General features: G+C 53.0%; 18 protein-coding genes and 3 pseudogenes. 18 read left to right on the top strand and 3 right to left on the bottom strand.

The window, feature by feature from the left end; all coding sequences use genetic code 11:
- The 16 genes and pseudogenes from F7Q90_RS09640 to F7Q90_RS09575 form a co-directional block, all read left to right on the top strand.
- Window positions 1-149, top strand: a pseudogene (locus F7Q90_RS09640) (IS630 family transposase); the annotation flags it as partial.
- A 310-nt stretch (window positions 150-459) separates the two neighbouring features.
- Complete coding sequence (locus F7Q90_RS09635) at window positions 460-717, top strand: hypothetical protein (RefSeq protein WP_151160886.1); 258 nt, start codon at window positions 460-462, stop codon at window positions 715-717.
- A gap of 17 nt (window positions 718-734) precedes the next feature.
- Entirely contained in the window at window positions 735-911 is a 177-nt protein-coding gene (locus tag F7Q90_RS26650) for a hypothetical protein (protein WP_170283813.1), read from the top strand.
- A gap of 158 nt (window positions 912-1,069) precedes the next feature.
- A complete protein-coding gene (locus F7Q90_RS27850; protein WP_151160884.1) occupies window positions 1,070-1,207 on the top strand; it encodes a protease FtsH-inhibitory lysogeny factor CIII in 138 nt (45 codons plus the stop codon).
- Window positions 1,208-1,319: 112 nt separating this feature from the next.
- A complete protein-coding gene (gamL, locus tag F7Q90_RS09625; protein ID WP_151160882.1) occupies window positions 1,320-1,610 on the top strand; it encodes a host nuclease inhibitor GamL in 291 nt (96 codons plus the stop codon).
- Window positions 1,610-2,428 (top strand): annotated as a pseudogene (locus F7Q90_RS09620) (PD-(D/E)XK nuclease-like domain-containing protein); the annotation flags it as partial. The gene gamL and the pseudogene F7Q90_RS09620, both read left to right, overlap by 1 nt.
- A complete protein-coding gene (gene recT / locus F7Q90_RS09615) occupies window positions 2,421-3,236 on the top strand; it encodes a recombination protein RecT (protein WP_151160878.1) in 816 nt (271 codons plus the stop codon). The pseudogene F7Q90_RS09620 and the gene recT, both read left to right, overlap by 8 nt.
- On the top strand, window positions 3,236-3,424 hold the full coding sequence (locus F7Q90_RS27845; RefSeq protein WP_151160877.1) for a DUF1317 family protein: 189 nt from the start codon (window positions 3,236-3,238) through the stop codon (window positions 3,422-3,424). Before recT ends, F7Q90_RS27845 begins: the two co-directional genes overlap by 1 nt.
- A gap of 223 nt (window positions 3,425-3,647) precedes the next feature.
- Complete coding sequence (locus F7Q90_RS09605) at window positions 3,648-3,938, top strand: hypothetical protein (RefSeq protein WP_151160875.1); 291 nt, start codon at window positions 3,648-3,650, stop codon at window positions 3,936-3,938.
- 1 nt (window position 3,939) lies between these two features.
- Window positions 3,940-4,164 carry a hypothetical protein gene (locus F7Q90_RS26645; protein WP_170283812.1) on the top strand — a complete coding sequence of 75 codons (225 nt, stop codon included), beginning with the start codon at window positions 3,940-3,942 and terminating at the stop codon, window positions 4,162-4,164.
- Window positions 4,154-4,651 (top strand): hypothetical protein, encoded by a 498-nt coding sequence (locus F7Q90_RS09600; RefSeq protein ID WP_151160873.1) that lies wholly within the window; start codon window positions 4,154-4,156, stop codon window positions 4,649-4,651. The genes F7Q90_RS26645 and F7Q90_RS09600 overlap by 11 nt, the downstream gene beginning before the upstream one ends.
- Before the next feature lie 4 nt (window positions 4,652-4,655).
- Entirely contained in the window at window positions 4,656-5,036 is a 381-nt protein-coding gene (locus tag F7Q90_RS09595) for a DUF551 domain-containing protein (protein WP_170283811.1), read from the top strand.
- On the top strand, window positions 5,026-5,265 hold the full coding sequence (locus F7Q90_RS09590; protein ID WP_151160869.1) for a hypothetical protein: 240 nt from the start codon (window positions 5,026-5,028) through the stop codon (window positions 5,263-5,265). The genes F7Q90_RS09595 and F7Q90_RS09590 overlap by 11 nt, the downstream gene beginning before the upstream one ends.
- A 90-nt stretch (window positions 5,266-5,355) precedes the next feature.
- Window positions 5,356-5,565 (top strand): hypothetical protein, encoded by a 210-nt coding sequence (locus tag F7Q90_RS09585; protein ID WP_151160867.1) that lies wholly within the window; start codon window positions 5,356-5,358, stop codon window positions 5,563-5,565.
- Window positions 5,562-7,094 (top strand): annotated as a pseudogene (gene dcm, locus F7Q90_RS09580) (DNA (cytosine-5-)-methyltransferase); the annotation flags it as partial. The gene F7Q90_RS09585 and the pseudogene dcm, both read left to right, overlap by 4 nt.
- A 59-nt stretch (window positions 7,095-7,153) precedes the next feature.
- Window positions 7,154-7,495, top strand: coding sequence for a DUF5406 family protein (locus F7Q90_RS09575; protein WP_151160863.1), 342 nt, complete (start codon window positions 7,154-7,156; stop codon window positions 7,493-7,495).
- 277 nt (window positions 7,496-7,772) lie between these two features.
- On the opposite strand, the gene F7Q90_RS09570 is transcribed toward F7Q90_RS09575, so the two are convergent.
- The 3 genes from F7Q90_RS09570 to F7Q90_RS09565 all read right to left on the bottom strand — a co-directional run bounded on the left by F7Q90_RS09570 (window position 7,773) and on the right by F7Q90_RS09565 (window position 11,461).
- Window positions 7,773-9,014, bottom strand: a complete 1,242-nt coding sequence (locus F7Q90_RS09570) for a tyrosine-type recombinase/integrase (RefSeq protein WP_151160861.1) — start codon at window positions 9,012-9,014, stop codon at window positions 7,773-7,775.
- Window positions 9,015-9,509: 495 nt separating this feature from the next.
- A complete protein-coding gene (locus F7Q90_RS26640) occupies window positions 9,510-9,647 on the bottom strand; it encodes a hypothetical protein (protein ID WP_006119314.1) in 138 nt (45 codons plus the stop codon).
- 227 nt (window positions 9,648-9,874) lie between these two features.
- Window positions 9,875-11,461, bottom strand: coding sequence for a PTS transporter subunit EIIC (locus tag F7Q90_RS09565; RefSeq protein ID WP_006119315.1), 1,587 nt, complete (start codon window positions 11,459-11,461; stop codon window positions 9,875-9,877).
- 251 nt (window positions 11,462-11,712) lie between these two features.
- Between F7Q90_RS09565 and F7Q90_RS09560 the strand changes: the two genes are divergently transcribed.
- Both F7Q90_RS09560 and F7Q90_RS09555 read left to right on the top strand, forming a co-directional pair.
- Window positions 11,713-14,016, top strand: coding sequence for an FdhF/YdeP family oxidoreductase (locus F7Q90_RS09560; protein WP_044242048.1), 2,304 nt, complete (start codon window positions 11,713-11,715; stop codon window positions 14,014-14,016).
- Between the two features lie 111 nt (window positions 14,017-14,127).
- Window positions 14,128-16,059 carry an exoribonuclease II gene (locus tag F7Q90_RS09555; RefSeq protein ID WP_006119317.1) on the top strand — a complete coding sequence of 644 codons (1,932 nt, stop codon included), beginning with the start codon at window positions 14,128-14,130 and terminating at the stop codon, window positions 16,057-16,059.
- Window positions 16,060-16,134 lie beyond the last annotated feature (75 nt).

Genomic DNA, 16,134 nt, shown 5'->3' with positions numbered 1-16,134 from the left:
ATGTCGAACGGTTGTGGCAGGCGCTTCATGAGACAATAACCCGAAATCACCAGTGCAGTTCAATGTGGCAACTGTTGAAAAAGGTCCATCACTTTATGAATACCGTCAGCCCATTCCCCGGGGGAAAACATGGGCTGGCTAAAGTGTAGCGGTATTAGGATCAGTTATTTAGTCAGGCAGCCGGAAGTTGGAAAACAAAGATTGGATTTATCACCCACATCCATACCGATAGAGATGGAAAAGTTATCGGCTATGACGTTCAGGTTCCTCCACGTGAAGGCTCTAAAGCAAAACCAAAAATGTATTACCCGCGCATTTCAGCTTTAAAGCCTTATCAAAAATTAGATTAGTTAATAGTTACCGGAGCACTCCCATGATATCCACTGAGAATTATTTCATCGGCTGGGCAGTCTTTGCGGTTATGGGAGTGTGTGTTTATGCGTTTGTTTGGGGGGTTGTATGAGTGATTTTAAGGGTGTTAAGGGTCCTTGGGTTAGCGAAGGCTATGATATTTACTCTGGAGATATGGACGCGCATATCTGCATAGTTTCATCCTTCATTGATGAAGAAACGGAGGATGCTCATGTCAACCTAATCGCCGCTGCGCCTGAGCTTCTTGAGGCGCTGCAGGTGATGGTTGCCGCAAGGCCTGCAACCTGCAACACGGTTGAAATTTCATTAGCGCGAGCCGCCATTGCCAAGGCATTGGGCCAGTAACCACTACAGGAGAGAGGATGCGCTGCATTGTTTTACTTAACGTAGATGACCCTGACAATACCTCAATCGCTCAGGATAAAAATGGCGATAACTGGGTTTTTAACAATTACAACGATGCTGATGACTGGTGTTCACGCAACGCTGGCGGAACATGGTTGAAGGTCATCAATCTTGATGACGACGACGATGACTGAGTGACACCGTAAAGCTGTCTGCTTAGACGGGTTTGAGGTGCTACGCACCAACGCCTTTAGAGGGGCTCAGATAACCAGACAGTAATACCCTTAACGGCCGGCGCAATGTCGGCCTTTCTTTTTCCCGGTTAAATCATCAATTCAACGGAGTTACCCATATGCAATACGCATTAGTGGGAGCCTTCCCTGTGGGTGGCTCCTGTAATAACACGTCTCAACTTTCCCGCTTAACCGAACAGCTTCGCCGCATTGGCCGCTGGTTCGTTGACACCTTAAATCAACCAGGAAGGCCGTAATTATGAAAACCAACTTCTTTAAACGCGCTCAGGAGCTTTCCAGAGAGGCGCAGCTATACGGCGACAAGGTTAAGTGGGCTATGGCAATGCGGCTGTTACGGAGGGCTGTGAGATGAACAGATTCACACATTATGACCTGATTGAGCGGCACAACGAGGAAGTCGAAGCTGCGAAGGTGGAAAGAGATGAATGGATTCGCGACAAGGCCGATCAGCTTGCAGCCTTCTTCCCACAGTGCGCAATGGATTTCTACCCGAAAAGCAAAGGCGCATTTAACCCCTATCAGGTTGGGCTGGATTCTGATGAGGCGCAGGACGCTTATGCAGAGTTTGTTGAAGCCGTATGCCTGGCGAAAGCAACAAAGCTGCGCATGGAAGCAGAGTTTATGGGAGAGGTGGCGTGATGCAACCCGGCGTTTACTACGATATCAGCAACGAGGAATATCACGCCGGCCCGGGCATCAGCAAATCACAGCTGGATGATATCGCTGTCAGCCCGGCAATATTCCAGTGGCGAAAATCAGCACCTGTTGATGATGAGAAAACCGCGGCGCTGGATTTAGGTACTGCCCTTCATTGCCTCCTGCTTGAACCTGATGAATTCAGCAAGCGATTCATGATTGGCCCCGAAGTTAACCGGCGCACCAACGCAGGGAAGCAAAAAGAGCAGGACTTTCTGGACATGTGTGAGCAGCAAGGCATCACGCCAATCACGCACGACGACAACCGTAAATTGCGGTTAATGCGTGACAGCGCCTTTGCTCACCCTGTTGCCCGGTGGATGCTTGAAACTGAAGGAAAAGCAGAGGCAAGCATTTACTGGAACGACCGTGACACACAGATTTTATCGCGCTGCCGTCCTGACAAATTGATCACCGAGTTTAGCTGGTGCGTGGACGTAAAAAGCACAGCCGACATCGGCAAGTTTCAAAAGGACTTTTACTCATACCGCTATCACGTTCAGGACGCGTTCTATTCCGATGGGTACGAGGCTCAGTTCTGCGAAGTTCCTACCTTCGCGTTTCTGGTAGTCAGCTCATCCATCGACTGCGGCCGCTATCCGGTTCAGGTTTTCATCATGGACCAGCAGGCTAAAGATGCTGGCCGTGCCGAATACAAGCGAAACCTGACAACTTATGCAGAATGCCAGGCAAGGAATGAATGGCCGGGCATCGCAACTCTTTCACTCCCGTACTGGGCTAAGGAAATCCGAAATGTCTAACCAGCCACCAATCGCCAGCGCTGACCTGCAGAAGGCCAACACCGGTAAGCAGGTAGCGAATAAAACGCCAGAGCAGACGCTGGTTGGCTTCATGAATCAGCCTGCAATGAAAAGCCAGCTTGCCGCGGCACTGCCACGACACATGACTGCAGACCGCATGATTCGCATTGTCACCACTGAGATTCGCAAAACACCGGCACTGGCAACATGTGACCAGAGCAGCTTTATAGGCGCAGTCGTACAGTGCTCTCAGCTTGGCCTGGAGCCTGGCAGCGCGCTTGGGCATGCGTATCTTCTGCCGTTCGGCAATGGACGTTCGAAATCAGGCCAGTCTAACGTTCAACTGATTATCGGCTATCGCGGCATGATTGACCTAGCCCGCCGGTCCGGTCAAATCGTCAGCCTATCCGCCCGCGTCGTTCGAGCTGATGATGAATTCAGCTTTGAGTACGGACTTGATGAAAACCTGATTCACCGCCCGGGCGAAAATGAAGACGCCCCTATCACCCACGTTTATGCGGTGGCGCGGCTTAAGGACGGAGGAACACAGTTCGAAGTCATGACCGTGAAGCAGATTGAAAAGGTCAAGGCACAAAGCAAAGCTTCATCAAACGGGCCCTGGGTTACGCACTGGGAAGAGATGGCAAAGAAAACTGTCATCCGCCGCCTGTTCAAATACCTGCCAGTGAGCATTGAAATGCAGAAGGCCGTCATCCTTGATGAGAAAGCTGAAAGCGACGTCGATCAGGACAACGCTTCAGTGCTCAGTGCTGAATACAGCGTATTGGATGGCTCCAGTGAGGAGTGATGATGCAGAACCCTTACAGTCCAATGAAAGTCGGGAGCGTAACGCTCCCTTTTTTCTGGCAGCGAAAAGCATGGTTGCTACCTGATAACACGCTGACAACCAATCCCATTAAGGCTCAATTAGCAGCCGAGCAGCAGGATAGAAAGCTAAAGCTCCTGGTGGCGGCGCTTAGCTTAACAGCCGCCTGACCGGACACACTCCCATGCAAACACTTCACTGAAGGCAATGCCGCATACCGGCATATCGCCTCAACAGCTTCATGTTCATCGTATTAGCCGATGAGCAAACAGCAATGGTTACCAACGTCAGGCACCTTGCCAATAAGGTGCTTTGTTACATCAACGATAAGCCAGAGTCATTCGATAACGATGAGCTTGTCTTGGTGTCTGTAGCGGATTCAGGAGAAGGGAAATGACTAACAGCGATATCGAACACATGGCTCAGGGATATCCGCCATCACACATAGGCAAAGACAACGAGGAAGTGGTAATTGAGCTTGCTTCAAGTGTCATTGATTTGCAGCAGAAGCTGGATGCGATTTCTGCAAAGGCACTTGAGCTATGCAGTGAATCGGCTCACGTCTACCAGAAATACAACATCACTCAGATGCCTGACAGGGATTTAGTCGACCATCAGACAATTCAGGAGCTTTCGGATTTAATCCGCTCCGGCACCCATGAAACTGCGGATAAGGCGGGTTGATATGAGAAAGTACTTTTTCGATAAAAGATTGCCGAAGGCAACTCTGATAAAAGTAAGAAAGTCATATGTCAGGGATTGGTTTTGGAAACCTCATACGGTTCGAATTGCAAATGCACGCGAATTCTTTTGGCTGGGCTATAACTTTACGATCCGTGCGCCATGGCTGAAGCATTCTGCACGCGCTCTTTATCCTAAATTATTCAAAGAGGCCAAGCATGACAACTAATTCCCCCAATCCAGTTGATGGTGATGTGCAGGCGCTGATCGATGTCTGCAAGTCTGATATTGCGCGTTTGGAGGGCACCATCAGACGATGTGAAGCGAATAAGATTTTTAGCACAATTCCGGGCCACAAAAAAGATTTACTGATTCGGCAAATAGCACTCGCAGCGCTGACGGCTGAGCCTGTTAAAACGAAACTTAAATACTCGTCTGTACTACCTAAGTTTATCGGTGATACCAACGAAATCGAAAGCGTGCATTGCTGGGTACACGGTGACACGCCAGAATTCGCCACAAACGAGGAGGCTTATGCCGAAGCGCAGAAAATGACCGGAGACCTCTACACCACCCCGCCCGCTCAGCTTTTGCGCCCGGTGGAGTTGCCCAAAAGTCAGCGCTTAGACGGCAACGGGTACGGATATTATTTCGACATGGATGGCGTTTTCAGAGCGCTGGAAAATGCTGGTGTTCCGTTCAAGAGTCAAGGGTGAAGTCATGATTAAGTTGCCAGATGATTTTTCTGAGATTCGCATTCAGAAAGCAAAGCTATGGATTGAACGCGTAATGCTTGATAAGCCAGGCATGAAAGAAGCAAAAACATGCGCTGCAATACTGGAATTTATCACCGAAGTCCAGCGCCTTAACGCCACCGCACAGCCTGTAAGCGATGGGTGGGTAAAGTGCAGTGAGCGGATGCCGGAGATACCCTATCAACAAGATCAGTTCATAGTCTACACCGATTCGATGATTGTAATGGCTGCATGGTTCAACAGGCTTCGCGGCATCTTCAAGGATGAGCACAACGGATGCGTAATTGACGATGTAACCCACTGGATGCCACTGCCAGCAGCGCCGGGAGGTCAGGATGAGCAGTAAACAGGAAATTTATGAAGGCCTGCAAAATCTCGTCAGTCAGGCTTTTAGCTATGCGGGCAATCTTGACTTAGGAGAGGAGCGCATAGAGGCGTTTGATTTTGCCGAGGCTCTGCGCAGGCTCCAGCGCAGAGGTGCAGCCAGTGTCATGCTTGCTGCGACAAACCCGTTAGCTTCCCTGTGCGATCAGGATGACGAAGGCGATGATGAATGGGATGAGGATGATGACTAATGCCTAAATCCCCGCCGAACGCAAATCCATCCCCGAATAACTAACCTGCTCCGGCAGGTTTTTTTACGATTTCATTCAGGAGTAAACACTATGTGCGCAGATATTCTCGACGAAGCTGCCGAACACACGCAGCACATGATTGACCTGGCATTAGCCAACCGCCCTCACCCTACCATGCAATTCACTGGCACCTGCCATTACTGCGAAGAGAAGGTATCGACCGGATTTTTCTGCTCCCCTGAGTGCTGTGAGGACTTTGAGAAGGTTGAGCGGGCCAATAAACAGAGGAGAGTGGCGTGAAACTAACCTACGGTTCGGTTTGCAGCGGCATAGAAGCTGCCAGCATAGCATGGGAGCCGATTGGACTTAGCCCGGCATGGTTCTCTCAGTTTGACCCGGAGCACAACTACAAAAAAGGCCCTGACTTCCCTTCTTCCGTTCTCTCCCACCACTGGCCGAATATTTCCAATCTTGGCGATATGACAAAGCTGGCTGCCATGGTGAGGTCTGGTGAAGTGGAAGCTCCCGACATCCTTGTTGGCGGTACGCCGTGCCAGGCATTTTCTGTAGCCGGAGCACGTAAGGGCCTTGAAGATGAACGAGGTCAGTTAACAATTTCATACGGAGAATTAGCTGATGCAATCGACGAGCAGCGAATCAGCGAAGGAAATCAACCATCAATTATCGTCTGGGAAAACGTGCCAGGCGTCCTGTCGTCCAAAGATAACGCCTTCGGTGCGTTTCTTGGCCTCCTCGCCGGCGAAGACTGTGAGCTGGAACCACCAGGGAAAAAATGGTCGAACGCTGGTTATGTGTCTGGACCCAAAAGGTCAATCGCGTGGCGCGTCCTTGATGCCCAATATTTCGGAGTGGCCCAACGCCGCCGCCGTGTGTTTGTTGTCGCAAGTGCTCGAACCGATTTCGATCCCACAAAAGTTCTATTTGAGCTCGAAGGCGTGCGCCGGGATACTGCGCCGAGCCGAAGCGCGGGGTCGGTCGCTGCCGCCCTTACTGCAAATGGCGTTGGAACGTGTGGCGCTGACGACAACCAGGCTCAAGCCGGGCACCTCGTTGCAGCCTTCGGAGGCGGAAACCGCAGCGGATCTATCGAAGTTGCCGCCTGCCTCACAGCCCGAGGCCAGCGCATAGATTTCGAGGTCGAGACCTTCCTCGCCCAGTTCAGCAGCACCGGTCAGGGTGCATGGGCGGAAGGAGCTGGGACACTGCGCGCCCGTGAGCAGGAGAGCCACGACCATCTGGCGGTGATGGCTGTTCACGCAACCCAAGACCCTGACACCAACGTCGAGCTGGCACACACTCTGGGCCGCAACCAGGGACAGGAGAACGGCATCCTCGCCATCGCCTTCAACAGCAAGGACCACGGGCAGGACGCAGCAGTTGAGATAGCGCCTAAGCTGCGGGCCAGCGGCAGCGTCAACAGCCATCAGAACGCAGGGGCACCTCCGGCAGTGGCGTATGGCATCAGCAACCAGCCTACACCGAAGTTTGCTGAAGAATTATCGCCGCCGCTGGATGCCAAAGAGCGCGGCGGGGGAAGAATGGAGGCTGTCATGCATAACATGTCGGTCCGCCGCCTGACCCCTGTAGAGTGTGAGCGGTTGCAGGGGTTCCCCGACAACCACACCCTGATCCCGGTATCTAAGCGCAAGCAGATCACGGCGGATGAGTATGCGTATCTGCGCAGCCACTTCCCAACCATGACCGCAGAAGAGGCGTACCGCCAGGCAGCTGACGGCCCGCGCTACAAAGCAATCGGTAATTCCATGGCAGTACCGGTAATGGCCTGGATTGGCAAGCGCATCATTTCTCACCTGAATAAATAACCCCACCCAATTAACCTTTATCGCGCTCTGCGTGAGGAGTTGTTATGTCTGAAGAACAAAATGTCATTGATTACGATCCGAATAAATTCTCTTTTTCAAATAAGTCAGTTCACACAGTGAAACTAGTTTTTGGTGTATGGCAGTTCCGGGCGGAAGCGATTCGTGAGGTTTCTGGCAACTGTTCTGGATTGGATGTTATCACATCCGCGATTGATTCTTTCTATGAAGACCTTCCAGAGCTTGAAGGGACGAAAGTACCCTATCTGATGCTGACCGACAAAGACGGCAATACGCTTGAGTGTGCCGATGATGAGGAGGATTGCTACGACTTCCTGCCAAGGATGCTGATGAGCGCTGAAATCATAGGATTCACGTCGATGAAATGAACATCAACATCACCGCCGAACCTGGCGACATTCTCACTCTCGCCCTTCTCATCGCTCTCATTTACGCATTAAAACACAGCAAGCCACCTGAGGAGTAGATATGGAATCACCATACATGACATTTGAGGAAACGGCCGCATTCTTCCGCCGGTCGGTAAAAACAATCCGCAACTGGAACAGCCGTAACCGCCGGACCGGTGAGAAACGTATGTGCGGATTCCCCGACCCTGCACACCACGGCTTGTTCCTGAAAAGCGATATCGAAAAGTTCGGTAAGCTACATTGTCACGATTGAGCGTACTTTCGACTCACCATTCACTATCTTCATTACCAGAGCCCACCAGGCGGTATATGCCTTCCTCTGCTCATCGATGTAGTCATTGTGATCGTATACCGCCCATATGCCTGGCAGGGCATGCCCCAGCATCACCTCGCAGACATGCGGTGGAGCAATGGAAGCCCACCGCGTCCTCGCCGTTCTTCTCAGGTCATGGATAGACCAGTGCGGCATTATCTCGCCTCTTGTTCTCTGGTAGTAAGCCATGACAGTTTTCGGCAATCCTAATGCTGATCCGCTGTTAAGCGCCCTTTCCCTGTCCTTAGCCAGCGCACTCTGAAATATAAAATCCTTGTGCGAGCTGAGCGACATTGCTTCCTGAATCATTTCCTGCGCCGCCGGGATGATCGGTCGTCTTAATGGTTTGCCGCTCTGTCCGCCTTTGTGGTTCTCAGGCGGAACCGTCCACACGCCCTCCTCAAAATCAAAATGCTCACGTTTGCTCTGTATCATCTCGCCAGAACGGCAGCCGAATAACAGGATAAGTTGCATGAGCAGCGCGTTTTTCCTGCGCATGCCGGTATTTTCGAAGGTTTCGTACAGCACCCTGATTTCGTCGTCACTCAGCACGCGTTTAGTGACGTTTATTTTCATGCCTAAGTCATGAGGCTTAAGGGATTCCACCGGCGCATACTCAACCATTTTTCTCCTGAGCGCCCATGAGTGTGCCTGCTTTGCGTTTGTCAGCAAGCGCCTGGCAATTCCAGGTCTTTTCGCCTGGACACTCTCAATAACCTCTATCCATGTATGCGTGCCTACAGAGTCATGCGGCAGATGGCCTATGCGGGGGAATATGTGAATCTCAAACGATCTAAGTATGCCGTGGGCGTTTTTTATATTCGCCTGGGCATAAACGCGGTCCCATTCCCTGATGACCTGCTCAACCGTCATGGCCGTGACGTTCTTCTCATACCGCGCCGCCATGTAAAGCTGAGGGTCTATACCTTCCTCAAGCGCACGGCGTATCTTCAGTATCTCATCACGGGCTTCCCGCAACCCGAGAGACGGGTAGCTTCCAATGTCAACCCTACGCTGTTTGCCGGCGAACATGTATCGCATCTGGAAAACGACCTTTCCTTTTTTTGACACCCGGACAGAAAGGCCATCCCTGTCCGTCTTTTCAAATACCCCTTCATGCTCGCGCCCGAGCACAGAACGCAGGTAGCTGTCAGTGAGCGCCATAGCATCCTCATTAGTACATAAAAAAGAGAGGATCGCAGACTAACCGATTTTTTGTACTAACACATGTACATAAATCACAGGGTCGTATCGGGATGTTTAGTGACTGTTTGAGAGTGTGCAGGATTGAAATTAGTTGTTGAGTGTTGTGCGGCGGGGAATTGAAAGGATGTGCAGGGATGAGGAAGGATAAGGCGTTATTTACACACAGATTTCAGAGGTAGATGAGTTGCTTAATGTCGATTTTTTGTGCCCGCCATAACGTCGCTCAGTTGAACGTCTATTATGTGCCGAGGGTGCAACAGAATGCCAGTCAGTGTGCGTTCAGGACTCTGGAACAGGCAGAGTGCAGTAATGCAGCCCGAGTGTCCGGCTGACAGGAGATACTTTTGGGGGCGAGACGAAAGGCGTAATGGGCGCGCAACAGGCCGGACTCTTTCAGAATCAGGCTGGCAGAATTATTATTTTTTATGGTGTTTTCCCTGGTGTTGCCCGTTGTTACTTCGTTGGATAAGGCCAGGCGTGATCAATGCCCGTTGACGACAGTACGCCCGTCGCCAGTAAATAGATCACGACAAGTGTGAAAACAACAATTGCCGATATTTCAACGGCTTTAACTAACCTGTTTTTCGCCATAAATAACCCCCTTTTAATTGCGTGTATTGCACTTTCCACCTCTTACCATAGAGTGGTACCGGTAAAATTCAAGCACAGATCACAAAATGAAACATAAAGCATTGCTTATATTTTTGTGTTAATCGTGAACGTGAGGGGAACGGATAAAAACGGAGCTTAGAACGGAACGGAATGCCGTAATATGTCAGACAGGGAGGGCGCACCTGCTGCGCCCAGTGAGGCCGCCGTCAGCCGACGCCAAGCATCGACTTCACTTCCTGCGCAATCTTTTCGACCTGAGGACCGTAAATCACCTGAACATCCTGCTCACTGACGCGATTCACGCCATTCGCGCCCGTACTCATCAGGGTGTGATCCACCACCTCTTTCATATCTTTTACCCGCACCCGTAAGCGCGTAAAGCAGCAATCGATGTCCTCTATATTGGCAGCCCCACCCAATCCACTGATAATGACCTGAGTGCGTTCACTGCAATCAACGACCTGCGGTTTTTCCTCCTCGGTTTCCCGTCCCGGTGTTTCGACATTCATGCGGGTAATGACAAAACGGAACCCGTAGTAATAGATCGGTGCGTAGATCACGCCAAGCACCAGCGTCCACCACCAGTGGGTTTTACTGCCACCCAGCACACCGAAGACCACCAGGTCGATAATGCCGCCCTGCACGTTGCCAATCATCAGATGCAGCATTGACATCAACATAAATGAAAGGCCGGTCAAAAACGCATGCAACACATAGAGCACGGGCGACACAAAAATAAAGCAGAACTCCAGAGGTTCGGTGATCCCGGTGGTAAAGGAGGTCAGCGCGCCGGCCAGCACCAGCGCTTTCACGCGTTGTTTATGCTCCGGACGTGCGGTGTGATAGATCGCCAGTGCTGCAGCAGGCAGCCCGAACATCATCACCGGTATTTTTCCCTGCGCCAGGAACTGGGTAGCCGTTCGCAGCGTGGCATCCGGGATGAGGCCAGGATGTGTCAGCGAGGCATTGAAAATATTCAATGCGCCGACAAGGGTCTGTCCGTCCACAACCGCCATACCGCCAATCGGCGTAAAGCGGACCGTTTCATTGAGAATATGGTGCAGCCCGGTAGGAATCAGCAGGCGTTCAGCCGCCCCCAGCAGAAATGCACCGTACTGACCACTGTGGCCAATCATCTGTCCCACCCAGGCGATGCCCTCTCCGAGGGTTGGCCAGATCAGCGCCAGCAATACACCCACCAGCGGCAGAACCACGACGGTGACAATGGGCACAAAACGTCGGCCGCCAAAGAAGCTGATCGCTGTAGGAAGTTGCTGCGTATAAAAACGATTGTGCAACATTACGGTGAGCAGGCCAGCCACCACGCCGCCCAGCACGCTCATGTTGTAGGTAAAAATCCCCAGCATCTGGATATATTCCGCCGAGGTCATCATGGCGGTCGTTTGATCCAGTCCCGCCTGTTGCAGCGCCTGAGGCGTCGTGGTGGCCGCCGTTATGCCTTTTGCGGCCAGCGTCGCATTAATCCCCACGTTCATGGCGATATAGCCAATCACCGCCGCAAAGGCGGCGGTCGGTTTCTCGGCTTTTGCCAGACCAATCGCACTGGCGACGGCAAAGAACAGGGGCAGATTGGCAAACAGCGCTCCTGCGACTTTGCGAATAAAACCGATAATGAGCTGGGCCACCTGCATTTGCGCAAAGGCTTCCCCCGTCACTGCGGGGTTCTGCATGGCCGCGGCCAGCCCCAGAAAAATACCGGCTGCCGCGATCACCGAAATAGGCATCATCAACGCCTTGCCAAATGCATGAATCTGGCTGGTCAGGTGTTTCATGGTTTCGCGCCTTTTTGTGTCATAAACAGCAAGTATTAGCGCGATGTGCCGATAACACCTGATACGGAGAAGTTATGAAAGGGTAAAATATGAACAGCATCACAGTTGTTGTGCCGTCACGATAAACGCGATCTATCGCACCATTAAGTCAATCAATTAGACAAGCTATGTCGTCGAACGCACACTAATCTTCACTATCAGGATATATCCTTGCAACATTCGTCCAACAAAAAAATAAGCCTGCACCTATGATGAAATTTAAGCGCCAAATTAAACCATACCGCGCCGCCGCGGGTGGCTGGGGTTCACTGGAAGCCACGACACGTTTTGTTTTCGACAGTAAAGCTGCCCTGAAAAACCTGCGCAATCTCATGCGTATGAACAAGGCGCGTGGCTTTGACTGCCCGGGCTGCGCCTGGGGCGATGACAATAAAAGTACTTTCAGCTTTTGTGAAAACGGAGCGAAAGCGGTTACCTGGGAAGCGACACGCCGCGTTGTGGATGCCGACTTCTTTGCGAAACACAGCGTGACCACGCTCTATGCTCAAAGCGATTACTTTCTGGAGTATCAGGGCCGCCTGACGCATCCCCTGCGCTACAACCGTGAAACCGATCACTACGAGCCCATCAGTTGGGATGACGCCTATGCGCTTATCGCGCAGCACATCAAAGCGATGGACAATCCAGACCAGATGGAGCTTTACACCTCAGGTCGCGCCAGTAATGAAGCGTCATGGCTTTATCAGCTGTTTGGCCGCATGCTGGGCACCAATAACTTCCCTGACTGCTCGAACATGTGTCACGAAGCCAGCGGTGCGGGACTGAAGCGCAGCATTGGCGTGGGTAAAGGCACGATTCGTCTGGATGATTTTGACCACGCGGATGCGATTTTTGTTTTTGGACAGAATCCGGGCACTAACCATCCACGCATGTTGCACAGCCTGCGTCACGCTGCCGATCACGGTGCAAAAATTGTGACCTTTAATACGCTGCGCGAACGCGGTCTGGAACGGTTCGCCGATCCGCAGAAGCCGCTGGAAATTGTGACCTCGAAAGCCGGTACCATCAGCTCGGCCTATTATCAGCCGCACCTGGGTGGCGATATGGCCGCGGTGCGCGGCATGGTTAAAGCCCTGCTGGAAACGCATCGCGCGCGCATTGCGGCAGGCGAAAGCGGCCTGTTCGATCAGGCGTTCCTGAATGCCAAAACGCACGGCGTTGAAGCCTACTTTGACGCCGTGGATAACACCGACTGGATGCAGATTGTGGCGCAGTCCGGCCTGACTGAAGCGCAGATCCGTGAAGCGGCAGCGATTTACCAGAGCGCCGATAGGGTCATCTGTACCTGGGCGATGGGTATCACTCAGCACAAACATTCCGTCGATACCGTGCGCGAAATTACTAACCTGCAGCTGCTGTTTGGCCAGTTAGGTAAAAAAGGTGCGGGTCTGTGCCCTGTTCGTGGTCACAGTAATGTGCAGGGTAACCGCACCATGGGCATTGATGAGAAACCGGCAAAACCGTTCCTGGATGCGCTGGGTCAGCACTTCAATTTTGAGCCACCGCGTGCGGCAGGTCATAACACCGTTGAAGCACTGAATGCCATGCTGCGTGACGAAATCAAAGTGCTTATCGCGCTGGGTGGCAACCTGGCGGCGGCGGCACCGGATTCACCGCGCACCGAAGAAGCGCTGTCACGTTGTGGCCTGACCGTGCATATCAGTACCAAACTGAACCGCAGCCATCTGGTTCCCGGTCATGAGGGCCTGATTCTGCCTACGCTGGGCCGCACCGAGCGCGATTTGCAGGCGACGGGCAATCAGTATATTACCGTGGAAGATTCCTTCAGCATGGTGCACGCGTCTGAAGGCGTGGGTATTCCGCTGGCGAATACACAACGTTCAGAAACGTCGATTGTCGCCAGCATTGCGCATGCGGTACTGGGCGATGAAAAGGTGAAGTGGCTGGATCTGGCGGCGGACTACAACCTGATTCGCGATCACATCGCAGCCACGATTCCTGGCTTTGCCGACTTTAACAGCAAATGCGATCAGCCTGGTGGGTTCTATCTGGGTAATGCCGCCGCCGAACTGCGCTTCAACACGCCGACCGGTAAGGCCGAGTTCAGCCCTGCCGCGCTGCCTGACTCGCTGTTTCCGCAGTTGGATCAGGAGGTGCCCTTCACGCTGCAAACCCTGCGTTCGCACGATCAGTACAACACGACGATTTACGGCCTTGATGACCGCTATCGCGGCGTTTACGGTCAGCGTGAAGTCGTCTTTATCAACCCGGACGATATGGCGGCATTAGGCTTCAGCGAAGGCCAGAATGTTGACATTGAAACCCTGTGGAATGATGGCGTAACACGTCGCGTGAGCGGCTTTAAGCTGGTGCCTTACAACATCCCGCGTGGCAACCTGGCGGCCTATTATCCAGAAACCAACCCGCTGGTTCCGCTGAACAGCTACGGTGATATTAGCGGTACGCCAACCTCGAAATCGGTGCCGGTTAAGCTGGAATTGTCGCAGGCAACGGTCACCCAACGCATTGCCTGATTCAGGCTTTGCTCCAGGCAAAAAGCCGGTTCGTCCGGCTTTTTGCCTTGCCGCGGGACCGCGATTCGCGTAAAACTGTCAGCCGCTATTAGGCCACGAAACGTAAAAATCATGTTCCAGGATAATCCGCTGCTTGCGCAGCTTAAAGAGAAGCTCCATTCACAAACGCCGCGTGCAGAAGGCGTTGTAAAAGGCACCGAAAAGGGATTCGGCTTTCTGGAAGTCGATGCACAAAAAAGTTATTTCATCCCGCCCCCGCAGATGAAGAAAGTGATGCACGGCGACCGTATTATTGCCGTCATCCACACCGATAAAGATCGTGAAAGCGCAGAACCAGAAACGCTGGTCGAGCCTTTCCTGAGCCGTTTTGTAGGCCGTGTGCAGAAAAAAGACGATCGTCTTTCTATCGTGCCCGATCATCCCCTGCTGAAAGAGGCCATTCAGTGCCGTCCGGTACGTGGGCTGACCCACGATTTCCAACAGGGCGACTGGGCCGTCGCGGAAATGCGACGTCATCCGTTAAAGGGTGACCGCGGCTTTTATGCCGAACTGACCGAATTTATTGTCAGCGCAGACGACCATCTTGCGCCGTGGTGGGTGACACTGTCACGTCACAATCTGGAGCGCCAGGCCCCTGAAATGGGTTTTGGCGAGATGCTGGACGAAAACCTGCAGCGTGAAGACCTGACCGCGCTGGATTTCGTGACCATCGACAGCGCCAGCACAGAAGATATGGACGATGCGCTCTATGTTGAGGCGCTGGAAGACAATGCCCTGCGCCTGACGGTCGCCATTGCCGATCCGACCGCCTACGTGGCTGAAGGCAGCGAGCTGGATAAGCTGGCCGCGCAACGTGCGTTCACCAACTACCTGCCGGGCTTTAATATTCCGATGCTGCCGCGCGAGCTTTCCGATGATGTCTGCTCCCTGCGCCCTGATGTGCGTCGCCCGGTACTGGCCTGTCGCGTCACCGTGGCGCAGGACGGCAGCCTGTCTGATGTGCACTTCTTCGCGGCCTGGATCGAATCGAAAGCCAAACTGGTTTACGACGAGGTTTCTGACTGGCTGGAGAACAGCGGCGAGTGGCAGCCGCAGAATGACGCGATTGCGAATCAGATCCGCCTGCTGCATCAATTGTGCCTGTCTCGCGGCGAATGGCGCCAGGCCCATGAGCTGGTGTTTAAAGATCGCCCGGCTTACCGCTTCCTGTTGGGCGAGAAAGGCGAAGTGCTGGATATCGTCGCTGAACCGCGTCGCATTGCCAACCGAATCGTTGAAGAAGCCATGATTCTGGCCAACATCTGTGCGGCCGAGGTGCTGCGCGATAAGCTGGGCTTTGGGATCTATAACGTCCATGCAGGCTTCGATAGTGCCAACGCCGAGCAGGCCGCCGCCGTGCTGGCGACACATGGGATTACGGCAGATCCTTCAGCGATTACCACGCTGGACGGTTTCCGTGTGCTGCGCCGGGAGCTGGATGCCCAGCCGACCCAGTTCCTGGACAGCCGTATTCGTCGTTTCCAGACGTATGCGGAAATCACCACCGAACCTGGCCCGCACTTCGGTCTGGGCCTGGAAGCCTATGCGACCTGGACCTCACCGATTCGTAAATTTGGCGACATGATCAACCATCGCCTGCTGAAAGCCATCGTGCGTGGTGAGTCGATCGCCCGGCCCGATGACGCTGTCACGGTCACCATGAGCGAGCGCCGCCGTCTTAACCGCATGGCCGAGCGTGACGTGGGCGACTGGCTTTATGCCCGTTACCTGTCACCTTTTGCGGCGACAGATCGTAAATTCAGCGCGGAAATTATCGATATTTCCCGTGGTGGCATGCGCGTGCGTTTGCTGGAGAATGGCGCAGTGGCGTTTATCCCTGCTCCGTTCCTGCACTCCGTTCGTGACGAACTTGTGTGCAGCCAGGAAAGCGGCACAGTGCAGATCAAAGGTGAAGTGGTTTACCGCGTGACCGATGTGATCGACGTGACCATCGCCGAAGTGCGTATGGAAACCCGCAGCGTCGTCGCTCGCCCCGCAGCCTGAGTATTATCCAGCGGGACAGGATAGCCTGTCCCGCTCATTCCTGACGTACCGCTTCCGCACACGCTAAATTTGCAC

It is taken from the genome of Pantoea stewartii subsp. stewartii, from assembly GCF_008801695.1.
Taxonomy (GTDB): domain Bacteria; phylum Pseudomonadota; class Gammaproteobacteria; order Enterobacterales; family Enterobacteriaceae; genus Pantoea; species Pantoea stewartii.
Note: the sequence above shows the minus strand (reverse complement) of the source record. Positions and strands in the feature narration are given on the sequence as shown.